Genomic DNA, 16130 nt, shown 5'->3' on the forward strand with positions numbered 1-16130 from the left:
TAAATGTCGATTGGCCCTAGTGCGGCCGCCGCACCAGCCACACCGAGCGGCCCCCCGTCGTCGCGTCCTCGGGCGCATGGGCGACTTCGAACAGGCCGGCCCTCGCGAATATCGCGCGATATTCCGCCGGGCCGGCGCTGGCATGATAGAGCTGCTCGCCGAACTGGCAGCCCATCGCGACGCCGCGTTCGGGCCCGGTATTGAACAGCAATGCCCCGCCGGGCGACAGCGAGGGCGCCAGTCGCTCGAGCAGGGCGAGCTGGTCGTCGGCGGGCAAGTGGAAGAGGCTGTCCCAGGCGAGGATGCCGCCGAACATCCCGTCCGGCACCACGCCGCGCATGTCCGCCGCGATCCAGCGCTCGCGCGGGAAGCGGGTGCGGCAGAGCGCGATCATCTTCGCCGAGATATCGACGCCGGTGATCGGATGGTGCGCATCGTGCAGATAGCGCGCGATCGGCTCGCCCGCGCCGCAGCCCAGGTCGAGGACCGGCGCGCCCTTCGGAACCCCCAGCAGGAAGCGATCCAGCCAGGCGCGCTCCGTGAAGCGCTTGCGCCGTTCATGATCGAAGGCATGGGCATGGCGCTCATAATGTTCGGCAACCCGCTCTGGCATGACGGAACCCATATCCGGCGCGGACCGTTGTTTCAGTCGAATGGATCACAGGCGCGGCCAAGCGCCGATCCGCGGCCAGGAGATTGGAATCATGGGTGAACTTACTGACAAGATCAAGGGCAACGTCAACGAGCTGGTCGGCAAGGCCAAGCAGGCGCTGGCGGGCGATGCCGACGATCCCAACCGCACCCGCGCGGACGACAAGCTCGACGCCGAGGGCAAGGTCCAGGAGCTGAAGGGCAAGGGCCAGCAGCTGATCGGCAAGGTGAAGGGCGCGCTCGGCGACGACATCTGATCCCGTCGGGGATGCTCAGGCGAGGCCGTTCCGGGCAACCGGGGCGGCCTCTTCGCGCGTGCGGGATTCGGGGATAGGATGCGGCATGGTTTCGAAGACCAGCCTCACCGAGAGCGTCCGCCGGCATCGCATCGAGGATGTGCGCGAAGGGCTGGCGGCCAGGCCCGACCTGCTCGGCCATCGCGACGAACGCGGGCGGAACTGGCTGCACCTCGCCTGTGCGACGCCCGGCACGCGCATCGCCATGGCCGAGCTGCTGCTCGGGCTCGGCCTGGGTCTCGACGATGCCGCGTTCACCGAAGGCGAATGGCGTGCCACGCCCTTGTGGTTCGCGGTGGCGCACGGCGCGAATCGCCCGCTCGCCGAGCATCTGCTGGAGGCGGGTTCCGACCCGAATCATTGCCTGTTCGCCGCCGCCTGGAACGAGGATCGCGCAACGATCCGCCTGCTGCTCGCTTATGGCGCGGACATCGAGGAAGGAGCCGGTCGTGGCGAGACGCCGCTGCTGGGGGCGGTGGGCTGGAGCCGGTTCGGGCCGGCGGAGGAACTGCTGATCGGCGGCGCCAATCCCGATGCGCGGGACGGGAAGGGCCGCACCTCGCTGCACCTGATGCTGAAGAAGGGCAGCGCGGCGGAGCATTTCGCCATGTTCGTCCGCGCCGGTGCCCGCGGGGACATTCCCGACGACGAGGGGCGCACCGCGGCCGCGATATTGGGGAGGAAGCGCGATCCGGCCTGGTGGGAGATCGCGGAAGCGCTGGCGACCGGCTGATTGGCTTTCGCGCATGGAAGGGGGATCCTGGGTCAGTGATTCGCCCTGCCTCTCTCGTCATCCCCGCCTGCGCGGGGATGACGAGGTTTGCTGAACGAGTCTTGACCCTGGATCCTAGATCTCGACACCAGGCTCCGACGCTCAGTCCGGAACGTAGAACGACCAGAGATCGCTCTGCAGCTTGTGCGCGGCGAAGCGCACCGGGCGCGTCTTCGGCCCGATCTCGCAGATCATGTGCGAGAGTATGTCGATCGGCACCAGCGGATCGGGCAGGCGCACGGTCTCGCCGTTGATCCAGCGCCATTCCTCCTGCCAGACCCGACGGCTCTGGATGGTCAGATTGTCACCCTTCTGCCCGACGTGCAGGTGCCGCCAGCCCATAGTTCGCCTCTTCGCTTGCCTTGCCCGCATTATAGCGGGGGCGGGCCGGCCAAGGCCGTGCGCCGGCGGGATTATTTGCGCCTGAGGCCCGAGACGGTGAGCCCCGGGGTGATGAACTCGATATCGGTCTTGAGGTGGAGCAGGCGCAGGCCGGACCGGGCGAGGGCGCGGTCCAGCGCGGGCGCGAACTGCGCGGTCGTCTCCACCGTCTCGGCCCAGCCGCCATAGGCGCGGGCGAGCGCGGCGAAATCCGGATTCCGCAGCGTCGTGCCCGACAGGCGCGCGGGATATTCGCGCTCCTGGTGCATGCGGATCGTGCCATAGGCCGCATTGTCGACCAGGAGGACGATCAGGTCGGCGCCGTGCTGGACGGCGGTGGCGAGTTCCTGGCCGTTCATCAGGAAGTCGCCATCGCCCGCGAGCGCGACCACCGCGCGCTCCGGGAAGCGCAGCGCGGCGGCGACCGCGGCGGGCACGCCATAGCCCATCGCGCCGGCGGTGGGAGCAAGCTGCGAAGGCTGCGGGCCATAGGGCCAGTAGCGGTGCCACCAGCTTGAGAAATTGCCGGCGCCGTTGCAGATGATCGTGTCCGCCGGCATTGCCGCGCGCATCGCCGCGACGCATTGGCCCAGGTCGAGGGCGACGCCGTCGCGCGGCGCGGGGGTGGACCATTCGCGCCATTCCGCGTGCGCGGCCTCGGCGTCGAAACGGGGCAGCTCGATCTCCTCGTCGGCCGCCAGCGTCGCCGCGAATTCGAAGGGGCGGGCGCAGATCGGCAGGTCCGCCAGATAGACGCGGTTGAGCTCATTGGGATCGGGATGGACATGGACGAGCGTCTGGCCCGGATGGTCGGGCGTGATCAGGGCATAGCCATCGGTCGTCGCCTCGCCGAGGCGGGCGCCGACGACGAGCAGCAGGTCGGCCTCCCGGATCCGCTGGACCAGTTTCGGGTTCGGGCCATAGCCGAGATTGCCGGCCCAGGCAGGGGAGCTGTTCGGGATCGCGTCCTGCCGGCGGAAGGCGCCTGCCACGGGCAGGCCGATCCGTTCGGCGAACCTGGCGAACTCCTCGCCCGTTTCGCCGTCCCAGCCGGCGCCGCCGACGATCGCGACCGGGCGCTTCGCCTTGCGCAGTTCGTCGTAGAGCATGTCGACCTCGACGAAATCGGGCGATTGGAGCGGCGGCGCCAGGGCGGGGCGGTCCAGCGCCTCGACCGCGTCGCACAGCATGTCCTCCGGCAGCGCAATCACCACCGGGCCCGGCCGGCCGGAGGTGGCCACTGCCCAGGCGCGGGCGACATATTCCGGGATGCGGCGCGCGTCCTCGATCCGCGTCGCCCATTTGGCGAGCGGGGCGAACATCGCGGGCAGGTCGATCTCCTGAAAGCCTTCGCGGTCGCGCATGCCGCGGTCGACATCGCCGACGAACAGGATCATCGGCTGCGAATCCTGCATGGCGACGTGCACGCCGATCGAGGCGTTGGTCGCGCCCGGCCCGCGCGTGACGAAGGCGATGCCGGGCCGGCCGGTCATCGCGCCATCGGCACAGGCCATGAAGCCGACGCCGCCTTCCTGGCGACAGGTGACCACGTCGATCGCGGGCACGTCGTGCAGCGCGTCCAATACGGCGAGGAAGCTCTCGCCCGGCACATGGAAGATGCGGTCGCAGCCCTGTGCGACCAGGTTGTCGACGAGGATCCGGCCCCCGGTTCGTTTCGCGGTCATGGCCTATCTCTAGACCGGCCGGGGCGGGAAGCGTAACCCCCATGGCCATGCTGATCATTGGCAATCATGTGTCGCCCTATGCCCGCAAGGTATTCGTCGCCCTCGATCACAAGGGCGTCGACTATGAGCTGGACCCGATCGTGCCCTTCTACGGCACCGATGCGTTCACCCGGGTCAGCCCGCTGCGCCGCATCCCGGTGCTGATCGACGGCGAGCTGGTGCTCAACGATTCGACGGTGATCGCGGAATATGTCGACGAGCGCTGGCCCGCGCCGCCGCTGATGCCGCGGGGCGCCGCCGATCGCGCCCGCGCGCGCTGGATGGAGGAATATGCCGACAGCCGGCTGGGCGACCTGATCATCTGGCGGCTCTTCTACCAGAAGACGATCGTCCCCTATGTGTGGAAGCGCGAGCCCGATCATGCCCTGATCGCGCAGGTGACGACCCGCGACCTGCCCGAAGCGCTCGACTGGATCGAGGCGCGGGCACCGGCGGACGGGTTCTTGTTCGACCATGTCTGCACCGCGGATTTCACCTATGCGTGCTTCTTCCGCAACGCCTCGCTCGCCGGGTTCGAGATCGACGCGGCGCGCTGGCCGCGCACGGCGGGCTGGCTCGAGCGGGTGCGGGCGGTGCCGGCCTTTGCGGGGACGATGAAGTTCGAAGCCGCGATCGTCGGGGTGCGCTCGCCGGACCGGCCGGGCGCGTTGCGCGCGGCAGGGGCGAAGGTAGCCGAGCAAAGCTATGGCGGGCGCGAACCGCACCGTTCGATCATGCTGGGGGATGGGCCCTAGGTTGCGAACCCAAACAAGTATCTGATTTTCTGTCGTCATCCCCGTGAAGGCGGGGATGACGATTGAAGGAATATGAGCCCCCGACCCAGGCGCCTATTTCCGGAGCCACAGGAAGAGGAGCGCGATTCCGACGGCCAGCTGCGCGGCCGCGATCAGCATGAGATGCGTGGAGAAGGGCTGCTTCCGGGTCTTGTGGCGGAACAGCCGCCGCGCGGCGAACGCGCCGGGCGTGCCGCCGAGCAGCGCGAGCCGGAGCAGATGGGCCTCCGGAATGCGGCGCGCACCGGCGGCGGCGCGGCGCTTGTCCTGCCGGAAGCGCAGCACCGTCCACAGGTTCACGCCGATGATCCATGCGAGAAGGGCTGCGAGCATGTGGCGCTATCGCAGCGGAACCGTAAACGGAAAAGGGCCGCGCAGTTGCCCGCGCGGCCCCTTCCTGCTCGGATCGGAAGATCAGAAGCGGACGCCGAGGCCCGCGAGCACCTGGTGGCGCTCCACGTCCTGGCTGTAGTTCGAGTAGCGATACTCGACCTTGCCGTAGAGACGCTGGCCGAAGGCATGCTCGACGCCGGCGCCCAGGCGGAAGCCGTCGAGATTGTCGGAGACGCGGACGTTGCCGGTCTCGCCGGTGATGCGGCCGTTGGTGTAGCCGCCCTTGGCATAGACCAGGGTGGTCGGGGTGACGGCGACACCGGCGCGGACGCCCGCATACAGGTCACGGCCGGCCTTCACGGTGACGCCGGCGTCCGTGGCCTTGGTGGTCGAGCCGGTCACTTCGGCGTCGACGCCGAACACGGCCTTGCCGCGCTGCAGGTCATAGCCGATGGCGCCGCCATAGACGAAACCCGACTTGCCGTCGCCATCGCCGTTCACGCGGTCCCAGCCGCCGATCACTTCGGCGCGCGGACCCTGGAAGGTGCCGTCCTGCGCGAGGGCGGGGGTTGCGGTGGCCGCCACGAGGGCGAGCGCGGTCGTTGCGAGAATTCGCATTTCTTTTCCTACCTTTGGACTTTGATACTCAGGTTCGGATGGCCATCCGGGCCTCTACGTAGGCCTCCGATTCCGCAGTGCAATATGGCAATTTAATTACAATCCTGCCGTGTTGCCTTTGTGCCACACCGCCGGTTCCGATCACGTTCCGTTCATGTTGGGCCCGAAGCACGATGCGCGCTTGCGGTGCCGGACCGCTCCATTCTAGCATGCGGCCATGGGGGATATGCTTTTACCGTTCGCCGGGGTGGTCATCGTCTTTGGCCTCACCTTCCTGCTGATGCGGGCGATGTGGCGCCAGATGCGCCGCGTCAACGCGCATACCGCCGCGGAAAGCCGGCGCCGGGCGGAGGAGCAGCGGCGCGACCGCGCGCCGACCGAGCAATGGGATGCGGCGCAGGGCCGCTACGTCTCCACCGAGGGCGACCCCAATGAGGAACTGCTCCGCCAGGGCTCCCGCGCGCGCTCGAACCCCTGGCCCTATGATCCCTGATGCCCATGGTGCGGTGCAGCGAAGTTGAAAGCCGGTTCAGGTTCGCTTGACCGGACCTTCCGCGCCGGACTATCGCCCCCGGCGAAGTCAGGAGAGAATCGCGGATGAAGAAGCTCTACCCCAACGCCGAAGCAGCGCTGGAAGGGCTGCTGTTCGACGGCATGACGATCTGCGCGGGCGGTTTCGGCCTGTGCGGCATTCCCGAGCGGCTGATCGATGCGATCCGCGATGCCGGGACCCGGGACCTCACCATCGCCTCGAACAATGCCGGCATCGACGGCGAGGGGCTGGGCAAGCTGCTGCGGACGCGCCAGGTGAAGAAGATGATCTCGTCCTATGTCGGCGAGAACAAGGAGTTCGAGCGGCAATATCTGTCGGGCGAGCTCGAAGTGGAATTCTGCCCCCAGGGCACGCTGGCCGAGCGCTGCCGCGCGGGCGGGGCGGGCATTCCGGGCTTCTACACCAGGACCGGCGTCGGCACGCAGGTGGCCGAGGGCAAGGAAGTGAAGGTCTTCGACGGCGAGGAATATATCCTCGAGCGCGGCATCCGCAGCGACCTGTCGATCATCAAGGGCTGGAAGGCCGACGAGGCTGGCAACCTGATCTTCCGCAAGACCGCGCGCAACTTCAACCAGCCGATGGCGACGGCGGGGCGCATCTGCGTCGCCGAGGTGGAGGAAGTGGTGCCGGTGGGCAGCCTCGATCCCGACCAGATCCATCTGCCGGGCATCTATGTGAAGCGCATGATCGTCGGCGCGCCCTATGACAAGAAGATCGAGTTCCGGACCACCCGTCCCCGCGCAGAGGCCCAGGGGGCCGCGTGAGCCGCGTCTGCGCGATCGCGGGCCTCGCGCTTGCCGCGAGCGGCCTTTCGGGCTGCGTCGCCGCGGCGGCGGTGCCGCTCGGCGCCGCGGTGGGCGTGATCAAGACGTCGCAGGACCACAAGCGCAAGAAGGGCAAGGCGGAGCGGCCGGCGCCGCAGCCGGGCCAGGTCTTCGAGACCGAGGACGGCAAGAAGATCCAGGTCACCAACCTGACCGCGCTGCCGCCGCCGGGCGGCGTGTCGGCGCTGCCGGCGGTGCCGGCTCCCGTGCCGGGAAGCGTGCCGCCCGAGATGCAGTTCCTCTACGGCTCGGGCGAGGCTTCGGCGCTCAGCCTCCAAGCCTATGCGGCGCTGTGGAGCTATGTCCATGGCGAGCTGCGCTTCCGCCGCGACAAGAGCCAGGTCACCTCGGTCGTGATGACGCGCGATTCGACGCTGACTTCGCCGCGGTTCGAGACGTGCGGCAAGCGCCCGCTCGCCGTGGTGTTCGACGTGGACGAGACGGTGCTGCTCAACCTGGGCTTCGAGAGCGATGCCGCCCGGCGCGGGCCCGGCTATGACCAGGCCCGCTGGGCGCGCTGGGAGGAAACCGGGGCGGACAAGGTGGAGGCGGTGCCCGGCGCCGCCGAGACGATCGCGGCGATCCGCGGCGACGGCGTCACCGTGATCTACAACACCAATCGCTCGGCGAGCACCGCCGCCTTCACGATCCGGGCGCTCGAGCGTGCCGGGCTGGGGCCGGTGACGCTCGGCGACACGCTGATCCTGCGCGACGACGCCGCGCCCGGCGGCAAGGACGAGCGGCGCTGGAAGATCGCCGAGCGCTATTGCATCGTCGCGATGGGCGGCGACCAGCTCGGCGACTTCAGCGACTTGTTCAACGCCAAGGACCTGTCGGTTTCCGCCCGGCGCAACACCACTGCCAACACGCTGATCGCGCCGCTCTGGGGGCATGGCTGGTTCATCCTGCCCAACCCCGTCTACGGCACCGGCCTGAAGGGCGGGATGGACGAGGTGTTCCCCAAGGACAAGCAATGGGCCGATCCGGCCGAGGCGGCGAAACCATGAGCTGGTTGCGCCGATCCGAGCCGGAGCATCCCGGCGCCCTTCCGCTCGAGGGGCATGCGGGCCTGACGGATGATTATTTCGAGCTGGCCCGATTTTGGGTGAGCGCCGAGCAAGGCCGTTCGTTCAGCATCGTCGGCACCATGACGCATTGGCCGCCGGAACTGCTTGGCTCGCTGCTCGTCGAGTGTGTCCAGACCGCCGCAGCCGGCTATTCCGCACACACGGGCCTGCCGGAGGCCGAGGTACTGCAAGGAATCTGGCGGGGATTTGACGAGGAGCGCGCCCGGTTGGTGGCCGACGGCGCAGAGGAGAACTGAGAAATGCCCTGGACACGCGATGAAATGGCGGCACGCGCCGCGAAGGAGCTGCGGGACGGCTTCTACGTCAACCTGGGCATCGGCATTCCCACGCTGGTGGCGAACCATATTCCCGACGGCGTGGAAGTCACGCTCCAGTCGGAGAACGGCATGCTCGGCATCGGGCCGTTCCCCTATGACGACGAAGTCGATCCCGATCTGATCAATGCCGGCAAGCAGACGATCAGCGAACTGCCCCAGTCGGCCTATTTCGGATCGGAGCAGAGCTTCGCGATGATCCGCGGCGGCCATATCGACCTTACCGTGCTCGGCGCCATGGAGATCAGCGAGACCGGCGACATCGCCAACTGGATGATCCCCGGCAAGATGATCAAGGGCATGGGCGGCGCGATGGACCTGGTCGCGGGCGTGAAGAAGATCATCGTGGTGATGGAGCACAATTCCAAGAACGGCGATCCCAAGTTCGTGCCGAGCTGCGAACTGCCGCTCACCGGCAGGAACGTGGTCGACATGATCATCACCGACCTCGCGGTGTTCCAGCGCGCGGATCATGATTCGCCCTTCCGCCTGGTCGAGCTGGCGCCCGGCGTCACCGAAGCGGAAGTCGCGGAGAAGACGACGGCAAAGTACGAAGTGGCGCTGGTCGCCGCTTGAGGGGCGGCATGGCCACATGACTGCGAATTAATCTTCGCCCGGCTGGCGGGGGCGGAAACAAAGGCGTAGCATTCTTCGATGCTAGCATGGTTCCGCCGCCGTTATCTCGACCTGCTCGGCTCGATCTATATCTATAACGAGCATCGCGGGTACACGAGCATCGACCGGGTGCTCGAGGCAGTTAAGGCGCGGGCACCCGACGATCATGCGCTGATCGCCGCCATCGAGAAGCACCGGGCCGACGAGCGCAAGCATTATGTGATGTTCAAGCGCTGGTTCGAGCTGCAGGGCAAGATGCCGCTGCAGGTCGACCGGACCTGCGGGCATATCGACCGGTTCGTCGAGATCATGTTCCGTCGCACGATCGACGAGCTCGATACCCAGGCGGTGATCGATGACGACGCGCAGTTCGAGAAGCTGTGCCGGGTGATCTCCCTCACCGAACGGCGCGGCTACAAGCAGGTCGATGTCCTGCTCCGGCATCCGCTGGTGCGGCACGACAAGGTGCTGATGAAGATCTTCCGGGTCATCGAGAAGGACGAGCCGAGCCACTGGGCGCCCTATGATGGCTGGCTCAAGGCGAACGGCAAGCGCGATCCCCGATGGTGGGAGCGTGCGATCGACGGGTTCATCCATTCCGAGCTGCTGTTCCTCAAGCTGCCGGTGCTGTTCCTCAATCCGGGCGTGAGGCGCCGCACCGAATGGGCGGATGCGCGCGAACCTGCGGAGGCCCGCGCTTCCGCCATCCCCAGCCTGGCCTGATCCTGCCGCTTTCGACGCGCATGCGTGCGGCATGGTCGCCGGCATGTCCGGATTCGTCGCAACATTGCGGCACGGCCCGCCCATCCGATGCATGGGAGTTCGCCGCAGCATCAAGGTCGCACTGCTGCAACCTGCCGGAGAGGGTGTGCCGGGATATCGGCGCACGGGCGTAACGGGGTTTGTGCATGCGTAGGATGGTCTGCGGCCTGACCGGGCTGATCTGTTTCTTTGCCGCCATGGATCTGTCGACCGGCCTCGAGCATGGCGATGCCGCGGCCGAGGCGCAGCGGGGGCGCGGCCTCGGCCGTGCCGCCCATGGCCGCGAGGCGGGCGCCGCGCATTTCTCCACGCACTGGACCGCGCCGTCGTGCCGCTATCTCGTGTCGGACTGGCAGCGGAGCTGACGCTCGTCTATCGAGCGCCCATGCACATTCTCCTGACGGGCTCGTCCGGCTGGCTCGGCCGTTTTCTCGCACCCCTGCTTCGTGCGGAAGGGCATGCCGTCACCGGGCTCGACATAGCGCCGGGCGCGGACACCGATGTGATCGGATCGGTCGCCGACCGCGCACTGGTCGACCGGGTCTTTGCCGAACGCGGGATCGACGCAGTGATCCATGGCGGCGCGCTGCATAAGCCCGACATCGCGCGCTATCCGGCCCAGGCGTTCGTCGACGTCAACGTCGCCGGTACGCTGAACCTGCTCGAGGCCGCGGCCAGGGCCGGGCACGACCGGTTCGTCTTCACCTCCACCACGTCGCTGATGATCAGCCAGGCGATCCGCGACGAGGCCGGGGAGGCGGCGACATGGCTCGACGAGGATTCGGGGCCGATCGAGCCGCGCAACATCTATGGGGTCACCAAGCTCGCCGCCGAGCAGCTCTGCCGGCTGGCCTGGCTGAACGACGGGCTCAATTGCGTCGTGCTGCGCACCAGCCGCTTCTTCCCGGAGGAGGACGACACCCATCGCGGGCTTTCCGGCGAGAACATGAAGGCCAACGAGCTGCTGCATCGCCGGCTGACCGCGGAAGACGCCGCGAGGGCCCATCTGTGCGCGCTCGAAAAGGCACCGGAGATCGGCTTCGATGTCTTCATCGTCTCGGCGCCCACGCCCTTTGCGCGTGCGGACTGCGCCGCGCTCAAGGCCGATGCGCGCGCGGTGATCGCGCGCCACTTCCCCGACGCCACGGAGCTATATCGTGCCCGGGGCTGGGAACTCCCCGCGAGCATCGGCCGCATATATGACGCCGCGCGCGCCGAACGCCGCCTCGGCTTCCGGTGCGAGACCGGGTTCGCGGAAGTCCTGGATGCGCTGCGGACGGGGCGGCCGCTGCCCTTTGCCCATGATCCGGCCTATGTCTCGCCCAAGGAGCCGACGGGCGCTGCGTGACCCGCAAGGGGCGGATGGGCTTCGTCGCGGCGGTGTAACGAAACTAGGCTCTGGATCGCGCCCGGGAATCCGGGGGGAATCCGATGCGCAATGTGGTGAAGCTGTTCGAGGCCCTGGTGGCGATCGCGATCGTGCTGGCGGCCGGGCTCTTCGTCGGTTCCGAATGGATCATCGAACGCAGCCACGCCGCGCCGGACGACAGGATCGCCATTCCCCGCGATCCGGCGGCGGTCGCGGAGGGGGGCAGGCTCGCCACGCTGGCGGGCTGCCGCGGCTGCCACGGCCGGAATGGCGAGGGGCGCGTCTGGGCCAGCGACCGGCTGAACGGCACGATCGCGCCGCCGGCCCTCGCCCGCAAGCTCGCGGGGTATTCGGACGCCGAGCTCGTCCGGCTGATCCGCTACGGCGTGAAGCGCGACGGCGGCTCGCTCTTCCTCATGCCGACACAGGCGCTGCGCAGCTGGGCCGACGAGGATCTCGGCCGGATCATTGCCTGGCTGCGCACGCTGAAGCCGGACGCGAGGGATTCGCGGGCGGAGACCAGCTACGGCCCGTTGCCGCGCCTGGGCATGCTGACCGGCGGCTTCGAGGAAAGCCGTCGCACCGTCCGGCTTGCGCCGGCGCATCGCCCGCCTGAGACCGGCCGCTATGTCTATGACACCACCTGCGCCGCATGCCACCGGCTGGGCGACGACCATGCGCTGGGCGACGGTCCGGTCGCCCCCGCGCTGGCGGCCAAGGCCGCCGGCTATGATCCCGCGGCTTTCCGCAGGCTGTGGCGCGCCGGAGCGGGGCGGCATGGCCACGATGTCGGGCGCATGTCGGTCGTCGCCCGGGAGGCGACCCATGCGCTCGGCGACATGGAGATCGCGGCGCTCCATGCCTATCTGAGGGGCGAGGCGGCGCGGCTGGGCCGCTGACCGGAGAATAGTTCAACTATGCGATGGAAAATTGCACAAACGCTTGCCTGTGCGCAAGAATCGACTAAAGCGCCCGCATGACCGCTCAACCGCGTACCCTTTACGAGAAGATCTGGGCCGACCATGTGGTCGAGCGCCGGGACGACGGAACCTGCCTGATCTATATCGACCGCCACCTCGTCCATGAGGTGACCAGCCCCCAGGCCTTTGCCGGCCTGCGCGCGGCGGGGCGGCCGGTGCGCCGCCCGGACCTGACGCTCGCGGTCCCCGATCACAACCTGCCGACCACGCCGCGCGCGGATGCCGCGGGGCAGATGCTGCCGATCGCCGATCCGGCAAGCGCGGGCCAGCTCGCCGCGTTGCGCGGGAACGTGGCGGAGTTCGGCGTGCCCTATATCGACGCGCTCGATGCGCGGCAGGGCATCGTGCATGTGATCGGGCCCGAACAGGGCTTCACCCTGCCCGGCGCCACGCTGGTGTGCGGCGACAGCCACACTTCCGCGCACGGCGCGCTGGGCGCTCTGGCCTTCGGCATCGGCACCAGCGAGGTCGAGCATGTCCTCGCCACGCAGACCTTGCTGCTGAAACGGTCCAGGACGCTCGAGATCCGGGTCGACGGCAGCCTGGGCTTCGGCGTGAGCCCCAAGGACGTGGTGCTGGCGATCATCGGCAGGATCGGCGCGGCCGGCGGCACCGGCCATGTCATCGAGTTCACCGGCGACGTGATCCGCGGCATGTCGATCGAGGGGCGGCTGACCGTCTCGAACATGTCGATCGAGGGCGGCGCCCGCTCGGGCCTGATCGCGCCCGACGAGACGACCTATGCCTATCTCAAGGGGCGCCCGATGGCACCGGCCGGCGAGGCGTGGGACAAGGCCGTAGCCTGGTGGAGGACGCTGCCCAGCGATGCCGGCGCCGCGTACGACAAGAGCGTGGTCCTGCAGGCCAGCGACATCGCGCCGTCGCTCACCTGGGGCACCAGCCCGGAGGACGTGGTGCCGATCACCGGCGCCGTGCCCGATCCGGAGAGCTTCGCGGACCCCGCCAAGCGAGCCGCGGCGCAGAAGTCGCTGGATTATATGGGGCTGGTCCCGGGCACGCGGATGGAGGACGTTCCCATCGAGCATGTCTTCATCGGCTCGTGCACCAACAGCCGGATCGAGGACCTGCGCGCCGCTGCGGCGGTAGTGAAGGGGCATCACGTCGCCGACCGTATCCGCCAGGCGCTGATCGTGCCGGGTTCCGGCCTGGTCAAGCGCCAGGCCGAGGCGGAGGGGCTGGACCGCATCTTCCGCGAGGCCGGGTTCGAATGGCGCGAACCGGGCTGCTCGATGTGTCTCGCGATGAACCCCGACAAGGTTCCCAGCGGTGAACGTTGTGCTTCCACCTCGAACCGTAATTTCGTAGGGAGGCAGGGTCCGGGGGCGCGGACGCACCTGCTTTCGCCCGCAATGGCGGCGGCAGCGGCGATCCGGGGACGCCTCACCGATGTCAGGGAGCTGATGTCGGAGGATGCGTAAGGGGATGTTCTATGAAGCGGGCGCTAGTCGCGTTGATTGCGGGTACGGTGCTGAGCGGCCTGGCCGCGGCCTATGCGGCCACGGGCAAGGCGGTCGAGGCCCGGGCGGAGATCACGGCCACCCGCTGATCCGGGAGGTTGTGTAGCGTGGAAGCCGTTCGCAAGGTCGAAGGGCGCGCCTATCCATGGGGCGCGAGCAATATCGACACCGACATCATCATCCCGGCGCACTGGCTGAAGACCACCACGCGCGAGGGGCTGGGCAAGGGCGCCTTCGAGAGCGTGCGCGCCCAGCCGGGCAATGTCTTCGACGATCCGCGCTATGCGGGCGCGCCCGTGCTCGTCGCCGGCGACAATTTCGGCTGCGGATCGAGCCGCGAGCATGCCGCCTGGGCGCTCGCCGATCTCGGCATCAAGGCCGTGATCGCGCCGAGCTTCTCGGACATCTTCTCGGGTAACGCCTTCAAGAACGGCATCGTGCCGGTGGTGCTGCCGCAGGAAGCGGTGGACCGGCTGGTCGAGGTCGCCAGGACCGACGAGGTCACCGTCGACCTGGAGACGATGACCGTCACCACTCCCTATCAGGATCGCTTCGCCTTCGATCTCGACCCGTTTCGCCGCCAATGCCTGATGGAAGGGCTGGACGAGATCGGCATGACGCTGGCACAAGATACCGCGATTTCGAAATTCGAAGCCGGGATGGCAAAGGATCGCCCCTGGCTCGCGGTGGAGACGGCGAATGAAGGCATTGCTTTCGAAGCAACCGGGCGGACCTGATACTCTAATCCTGGAGGATCTGCCCGATCCGGTGGCGGGCAGGGGGCAGGTCGTGGTCGCGGTGAAGGCCTGCGCGATCAACTATCCCGACTTCCTGATCATCGAGGACAAGTACCAGTTCAAGCCGCCGCGCCCCTTCGCGCCGGGCGGCGAGATCGCCGGCGTGATCGAAAGCGTGGGCGAGGGCGTGGCCGATTGGGCGGTGGGCGACCGGGTGATCGCAGTGACGGGCCATGGCGGGCTTTCGAGCAAGCTGGCGATCGAGGCGGTGCGGCTGTTCCGCCTGCCCGAGGGCCGCAGCTTCGAGGAAGGCGCCGCGCTGCTGCTCACCTATGCGACGACGATCCACGCGCTGCTCGATCGCGGGCATCTGCGGGAAGGGCATACTCTGCTGGTGCTGGGTGCGGCGGGCGGCGTCGGCCTGGCGGCGGTGGAACTCGGCAAGGCGTTCGGCGCGCGCGTGGTGGCGGCGGTCTCCTCGGAGGAGAAGGCCGCGGCGGCCCGGTCGGCGGGCGCGGACGCGGCGCTCGTCTATGGCCGGGCGCCGTTCGACAAGGACCAGTCCAGGGCGCTGGCCGAGCAGTTCAAGGCGGCGCTGGGTCCGCAGGGTGCGGACGTGATCTACGATCCGGTGGGCGGCGACTATGCCGAGCCGGCACTGCGGGCGATCGGCTGGCAGGGGCGCTATCTGGTGGTCGGCTTCCCGGCGGGTATCCCCAGGCTGCCGCTCAACCTCACCCTGCTCAAGAGCTGCGACGTGTGCGGTGTGTTCTGGGGCGCCTTCGCGGCGCGCGATCCCGAGGCCAATGCGGCGCATGTCGGGCAGTTGTTCCGGCTGTGGGGCGAGGGCAGGATCGCGCCCAGGGTCACCGAGACCTTCGCGCTGGCCGATGGCGGCAAGGCGATCGCCAAGATGGCCGCGCGCCAGGTGATCGGGAAGGTCGTGGTGACGATCTGAGGGCTAGTCGCCGGCGGGGGCAGCGGGAACGCTCTTCCCGCCGGCACCGTCGGTGCAATTGGTCGCGCTCGACTTGCCGTCGACCCCATGCACTTCACATACCAGCGCTCGTGCCGGCGACGTGATCCCGGCGGATGAGCGGCAATAGGGCGTCGCCCGGACGGCCCCGGTGCCGAGATTCCGGTCGCACAGCATCCGTCCGAGCAAGGCGCTGGGCGCGCCCGGATCGCAGAGGCGGCTCGTCTTCTGTGTCGCCAGGTCGTTGTAGTGCGAGTTGACGGCCTGGCTTGCCGAGGGGCGCAGCGTTTCGAGATAGCCGCCGAGATCGGTGATGAAATGCCGAGGCAGGGTGGGATTCGTCCCGTCGCCGCCATTGGCCGCGAGGCTTGCCCGTGCCTGCGTGCCCATGCGCTGGAACAGGGCGAGCTGGGCCTTGGCCTGATCCACCTCGATGACCTGCTGTGCGGTGAGGTCGTTCCGGGTGGCGGCATAGTCGAGAATTGCCTGGAAATAGCCGCTGCCGACGCGGCTGACATATTCCATCAGGACAATGTCGCCGCGATCGACCGTGACGTCGGCCGTCAGATTGGCGGCAGTCTGGCCGCCCGCCTGCCATGCCGAAACCAGCATGGCGAGGGTGAGAAAGCCGTCGTCGTCGAAGAAGTTGAACGCCTGGCCGCCGGGTGAGGCGGTGCCCGCGACCATCAATGCCGGGAGCGTACGCTTGGCGGTCGGCTGCTCGTAGCTGCCGAGCAGGATGCGGGAATAGTGCACGCTGCATGTCTCGCCGGGGGCCTTCTGCGGCAGGGGTGGCGCAGCGCCCAGCAACGAGAGCGCGAGCGGCGCGGCGATTCCGATCTTCATGATGCCTCCCCCCTTGGTC

21 protein-coding genes are annotated in these 16130 nt (G+C 68.3%); 15 read left to right on the forward strand and 6 right to left on the reverse strand.

The annotated features are described in order from the left end of the window. Positions 1-16 precede the first annotated feature (16 nt). The gene (locus BGP17_RS21975; protein WP_286713613.1) at positions 17-613 is read right to left on the reverse strand and encodes a class I SAM-dependent methyltransferase; all 597 of its coding nucleotides are present in this window, start codon (positions 611-613) and stop codon (positions 17-19) included. A gap of 91 nt (positions 614-704) precedes the next feature. On the opposite strand from BGP17_RS21975, the gene BGP17_RS21980 reads away from it, so the two are divergent. Together BGP17_RS21980 and BGP17_RS21985 are read left to right on the forward strand one after the other, a co-directional pair. Beyond that, on the forward strand, positions 705-908 hold the full coding sequence (locus BGP17_RS21980) for a CsbD family protein (protein WP_086129346.1): 204 nt from the start codon (positions 705-707) through the stop codon (positions 906-908). Between the two features lie 85 nt (positions 909-993). After that, positions 994-1680 carry an ankyrin repeat domain-containing protein gene (locus tag BGP17_RS21985; RefSeq protein ID WP_286713614.1) on the forward strand — a complete coding sequence of 229 codons (687 nt, stop codon included), beginning with the start codon at positions 994-996 and terminating at the stop codon, positions 1678-1680. Between the two features lie 141 nt (positions 1681-1821). On the opposite strand, the gene BGP17_RS21990 is transcribed toward BGP17_RS21985, so the two are convergent. Both BGP17_RS21990 and BGP17_RS21995 read right to left on the reverse strand, forming a co-directional pair. Continuing rightward, entirely contained in the window at positions 1822-2061 is a 240-nt protein-coding gene (locus BGP17_RS21990) for a hypothetical protein (protein WP_167298004.1), read from the reverse strand. A gap of 71 nt (positions 2062-2132) precedes the next feature. After that, positions 2133-3785 (reverse strand): thiamine pyrophosphate-binding protein, encoded by a 1653-nt coding sequence (locus BGP17_RS21995; protein ID WP_286713615.1) that lies wholly within the window; start codon positions 3783-3785, stop codon positions 2133-2135. A 41-nt stretch (positions 3786-3826) separates the two neighbouring features. Between BGP17_RS21995 and BGP17_RS22000 the strand changes: the two genes are divergently transcribed. After that, entirely contained in the window at positions 3827-4579 is a 753-nt protein-coding gene (locus BGP17_RS22000) for a glutathione S-transferase family protein (RefSeq protein WP_208413368.1), read from the forward strand. Between the two features lie 93 nt (positions 4580-4672). Here BGP17_RS22000 and BGP17_RS22005 read toward each other — a convergent pair whose 3' ends face one another. After that, on the reverse strand, positions 4673-4951 hold the full coding sequence (locus tag BGP17_RS22005; protein ID WP_167298006.1) for a DUF1294 domain-containing protein: 279 nt from the start codon (positions 4949-4951) through the stop codon (positions 4673-4675). Positions 4952-5032: 81 nt separating this feature from the next. After that, complete coding sequence (locus tag BGP17_RS22010) at positions 5033-5569, reverse strand: outer membrane protein (protein ID WP_286713616.1); 537 nt, start codon at positions 5567-5569, stop codon at positions 5033-5035. A 217-nt stretch (positions 5570-5786) separates the two neighbouring features. Here BGP17_RS22010 and BGP17_RS22015 point away from each other — a divergent pair, with 217 nt between their 5' ends. The 12 genes from BGP17_RS22015 to BGP17_RS22070 all read left to right on the forward strand — a co-directional run bounded on the left by BGP17_RS22015 (position 5787) and on the right by BGP17_RS22070 (position 15247). After that, the gene (locus BGP17_RS22015) at positions 5787-6062 is read left to right on the forward strand and encodes a hypothetical protein (protein WP_286713617.1); all 276 of its coding nucleotides are present in this window, start codon (positions 5787-5789) and stop codon (positions 6060-6062) included. Positions 6063-6166: 104 nt separating this feature from the next. Beyond that, the gene (locus tag BGP17_RS22020; RefSeq protein WP_167298008.1) at positions 6167-6886 is read left to right on the forward strand and encodes a CoA transferase subunit A; all 720 of its coding nucleotides are present in this window, start codon (positions 6167-6169) and stop codon (positions 6884-6886) included. Continuing rightward, positions 6883-7953: an HAD family acid phosphatase gene (locus tag BGP17_RS22025; protein ID WP_286713618.1), complete on the forward strand. Its 1071-nt coding sequence runs from the start codon at positions 6883-6885 to the stop codon at positions 7951-7953. Before BGP17_RS22020 ends, BGP17_RS22025 begins: the two co-directional genes overlap by 4 nt. Beyond that, positions 7950-8270: a hypothetical protein gene (locus BGP17_RS22030; RefSeq protein WP_167298009.1), complete on the forward strand. Its 321-nt coding sequence runs from the start codon at positions 7950-7952 to the stop codon at positions 8268-8270. Before BGP17_RS22025 ends, BGP17_RS22030 begins: the two co-directional genes overlap by 4 nt. Positions 8271-8273: 3 nt before the next feature. Continuing rightward, the gene (locus tag BGP17_RS22035) at positions 8274-8924 is read left to right on the forward strand and encodes a 3-oxoacid CoA-transferase subunit B (RefSeq protein WP_167298010.1); all 651 of its coding nucleotides are present in this window, start codon (positions 8274-8276) and stop codon (positions 8922-8924) included. Positions 8925-9002: 78 nt separating this feature from the next. Then, positions 9003-9686, forward strand: coding sequence for a ferritin-like domain-containing protein (locus tag BGP17_RS22040; protein ID WP_167298011.1), 684 nt, complete (start codon positions 9003-9005; stop codon positions 9684-9686). Between the two features lie 185 nt (positions 9687-9871). After that, a complete protein-coding gene (locus BGP17_RS22045; protein WP_286713620.1) occupies positions 9872-10090 on the forward strand; it encodes a hypothetical protein in 219 nt (72 codons plus the stop codon). Positions 10091-10110: 20 nt separating this feature from the next. Further along, entirely contained in the window at positions 10111-11073 is a 963-nt protein-coding gene (locus tag BGP17_RS22050; protein ID WP_286713621.1) for an NAD-dependent epimerase/dehydratase family protein, read from the forward strand. 83 nt (positions 11074-11156) lie between these two features. After that, positions 11157-11993: a cytochrome c gene (locus BGP17_RS22055; RefSeq protein WP_286713622.1), complete on the forward strand. Its 837-nt coding sequence runs from the start codon at positions 11157-11159 to the stop codon at positions 11991-11993. 77 nt (positions 11994-12070) lie between these two features. Then, positions 12071-13513, forward strand: coding sequence for a 3-isopropylmalate dehydratase large subunit (gene leuC, locus BGP17_RS22060; protein ID WP_286713623.1), 1443 nt, complete (start codon positions 12071-12073; stop codon positions 13511-13513). A 146-nt stretch (positions 13514-13659) separates the two neighbouring features. Continuing rightward, entirely contained in the window at positions 13660-14289 is a 630-nt protein-coding gene (gene leuD, locus BGP17_RS22065) for a 3-isopropylmalate dehydratase small subunit (RefSeq protein ID WP_286713625.1), read from the forward strand. Next, positions 14252-15247, forward strand: a complete 996-nt coding sequence (locus tag BGP17_RS22070; RefSeq protein WP_286713626.1) for an NADPH:quinone oxidoreductase family protein — start codon at positions 14252-14254, stop codon at positions 15245-15247. Before leuD ends, BGP17_RS22070 begins: the two co-directional genes overlap by 38 nt. Positions 15248-15250: 3 nt before the next feature. Here the strand turns inward: BGP17_RS22070 and BGP17_RS22075 are convergent, their stop codons facing one another. After that, entirely contained in the window at positions 15251-16111 is an 861-nt protein-coding gene (locus BGP17_RS22075) for a hypothetical protein (protein WP_286713627.1), read from the reverse strand. Positions 16112-16130: the final 19 nt, after the last annotated feature.

Source organism: Sphingomonas sp. 67-41, from assembly GCF_001899725.1.
Taxonomy (GTDB): Bacteria; Pseudomonadota; Alphaproteobacteria; order Sphingomonadales; family Sphingomonadaceae; genus Sphingomonas; species Sphingomonas leidyi.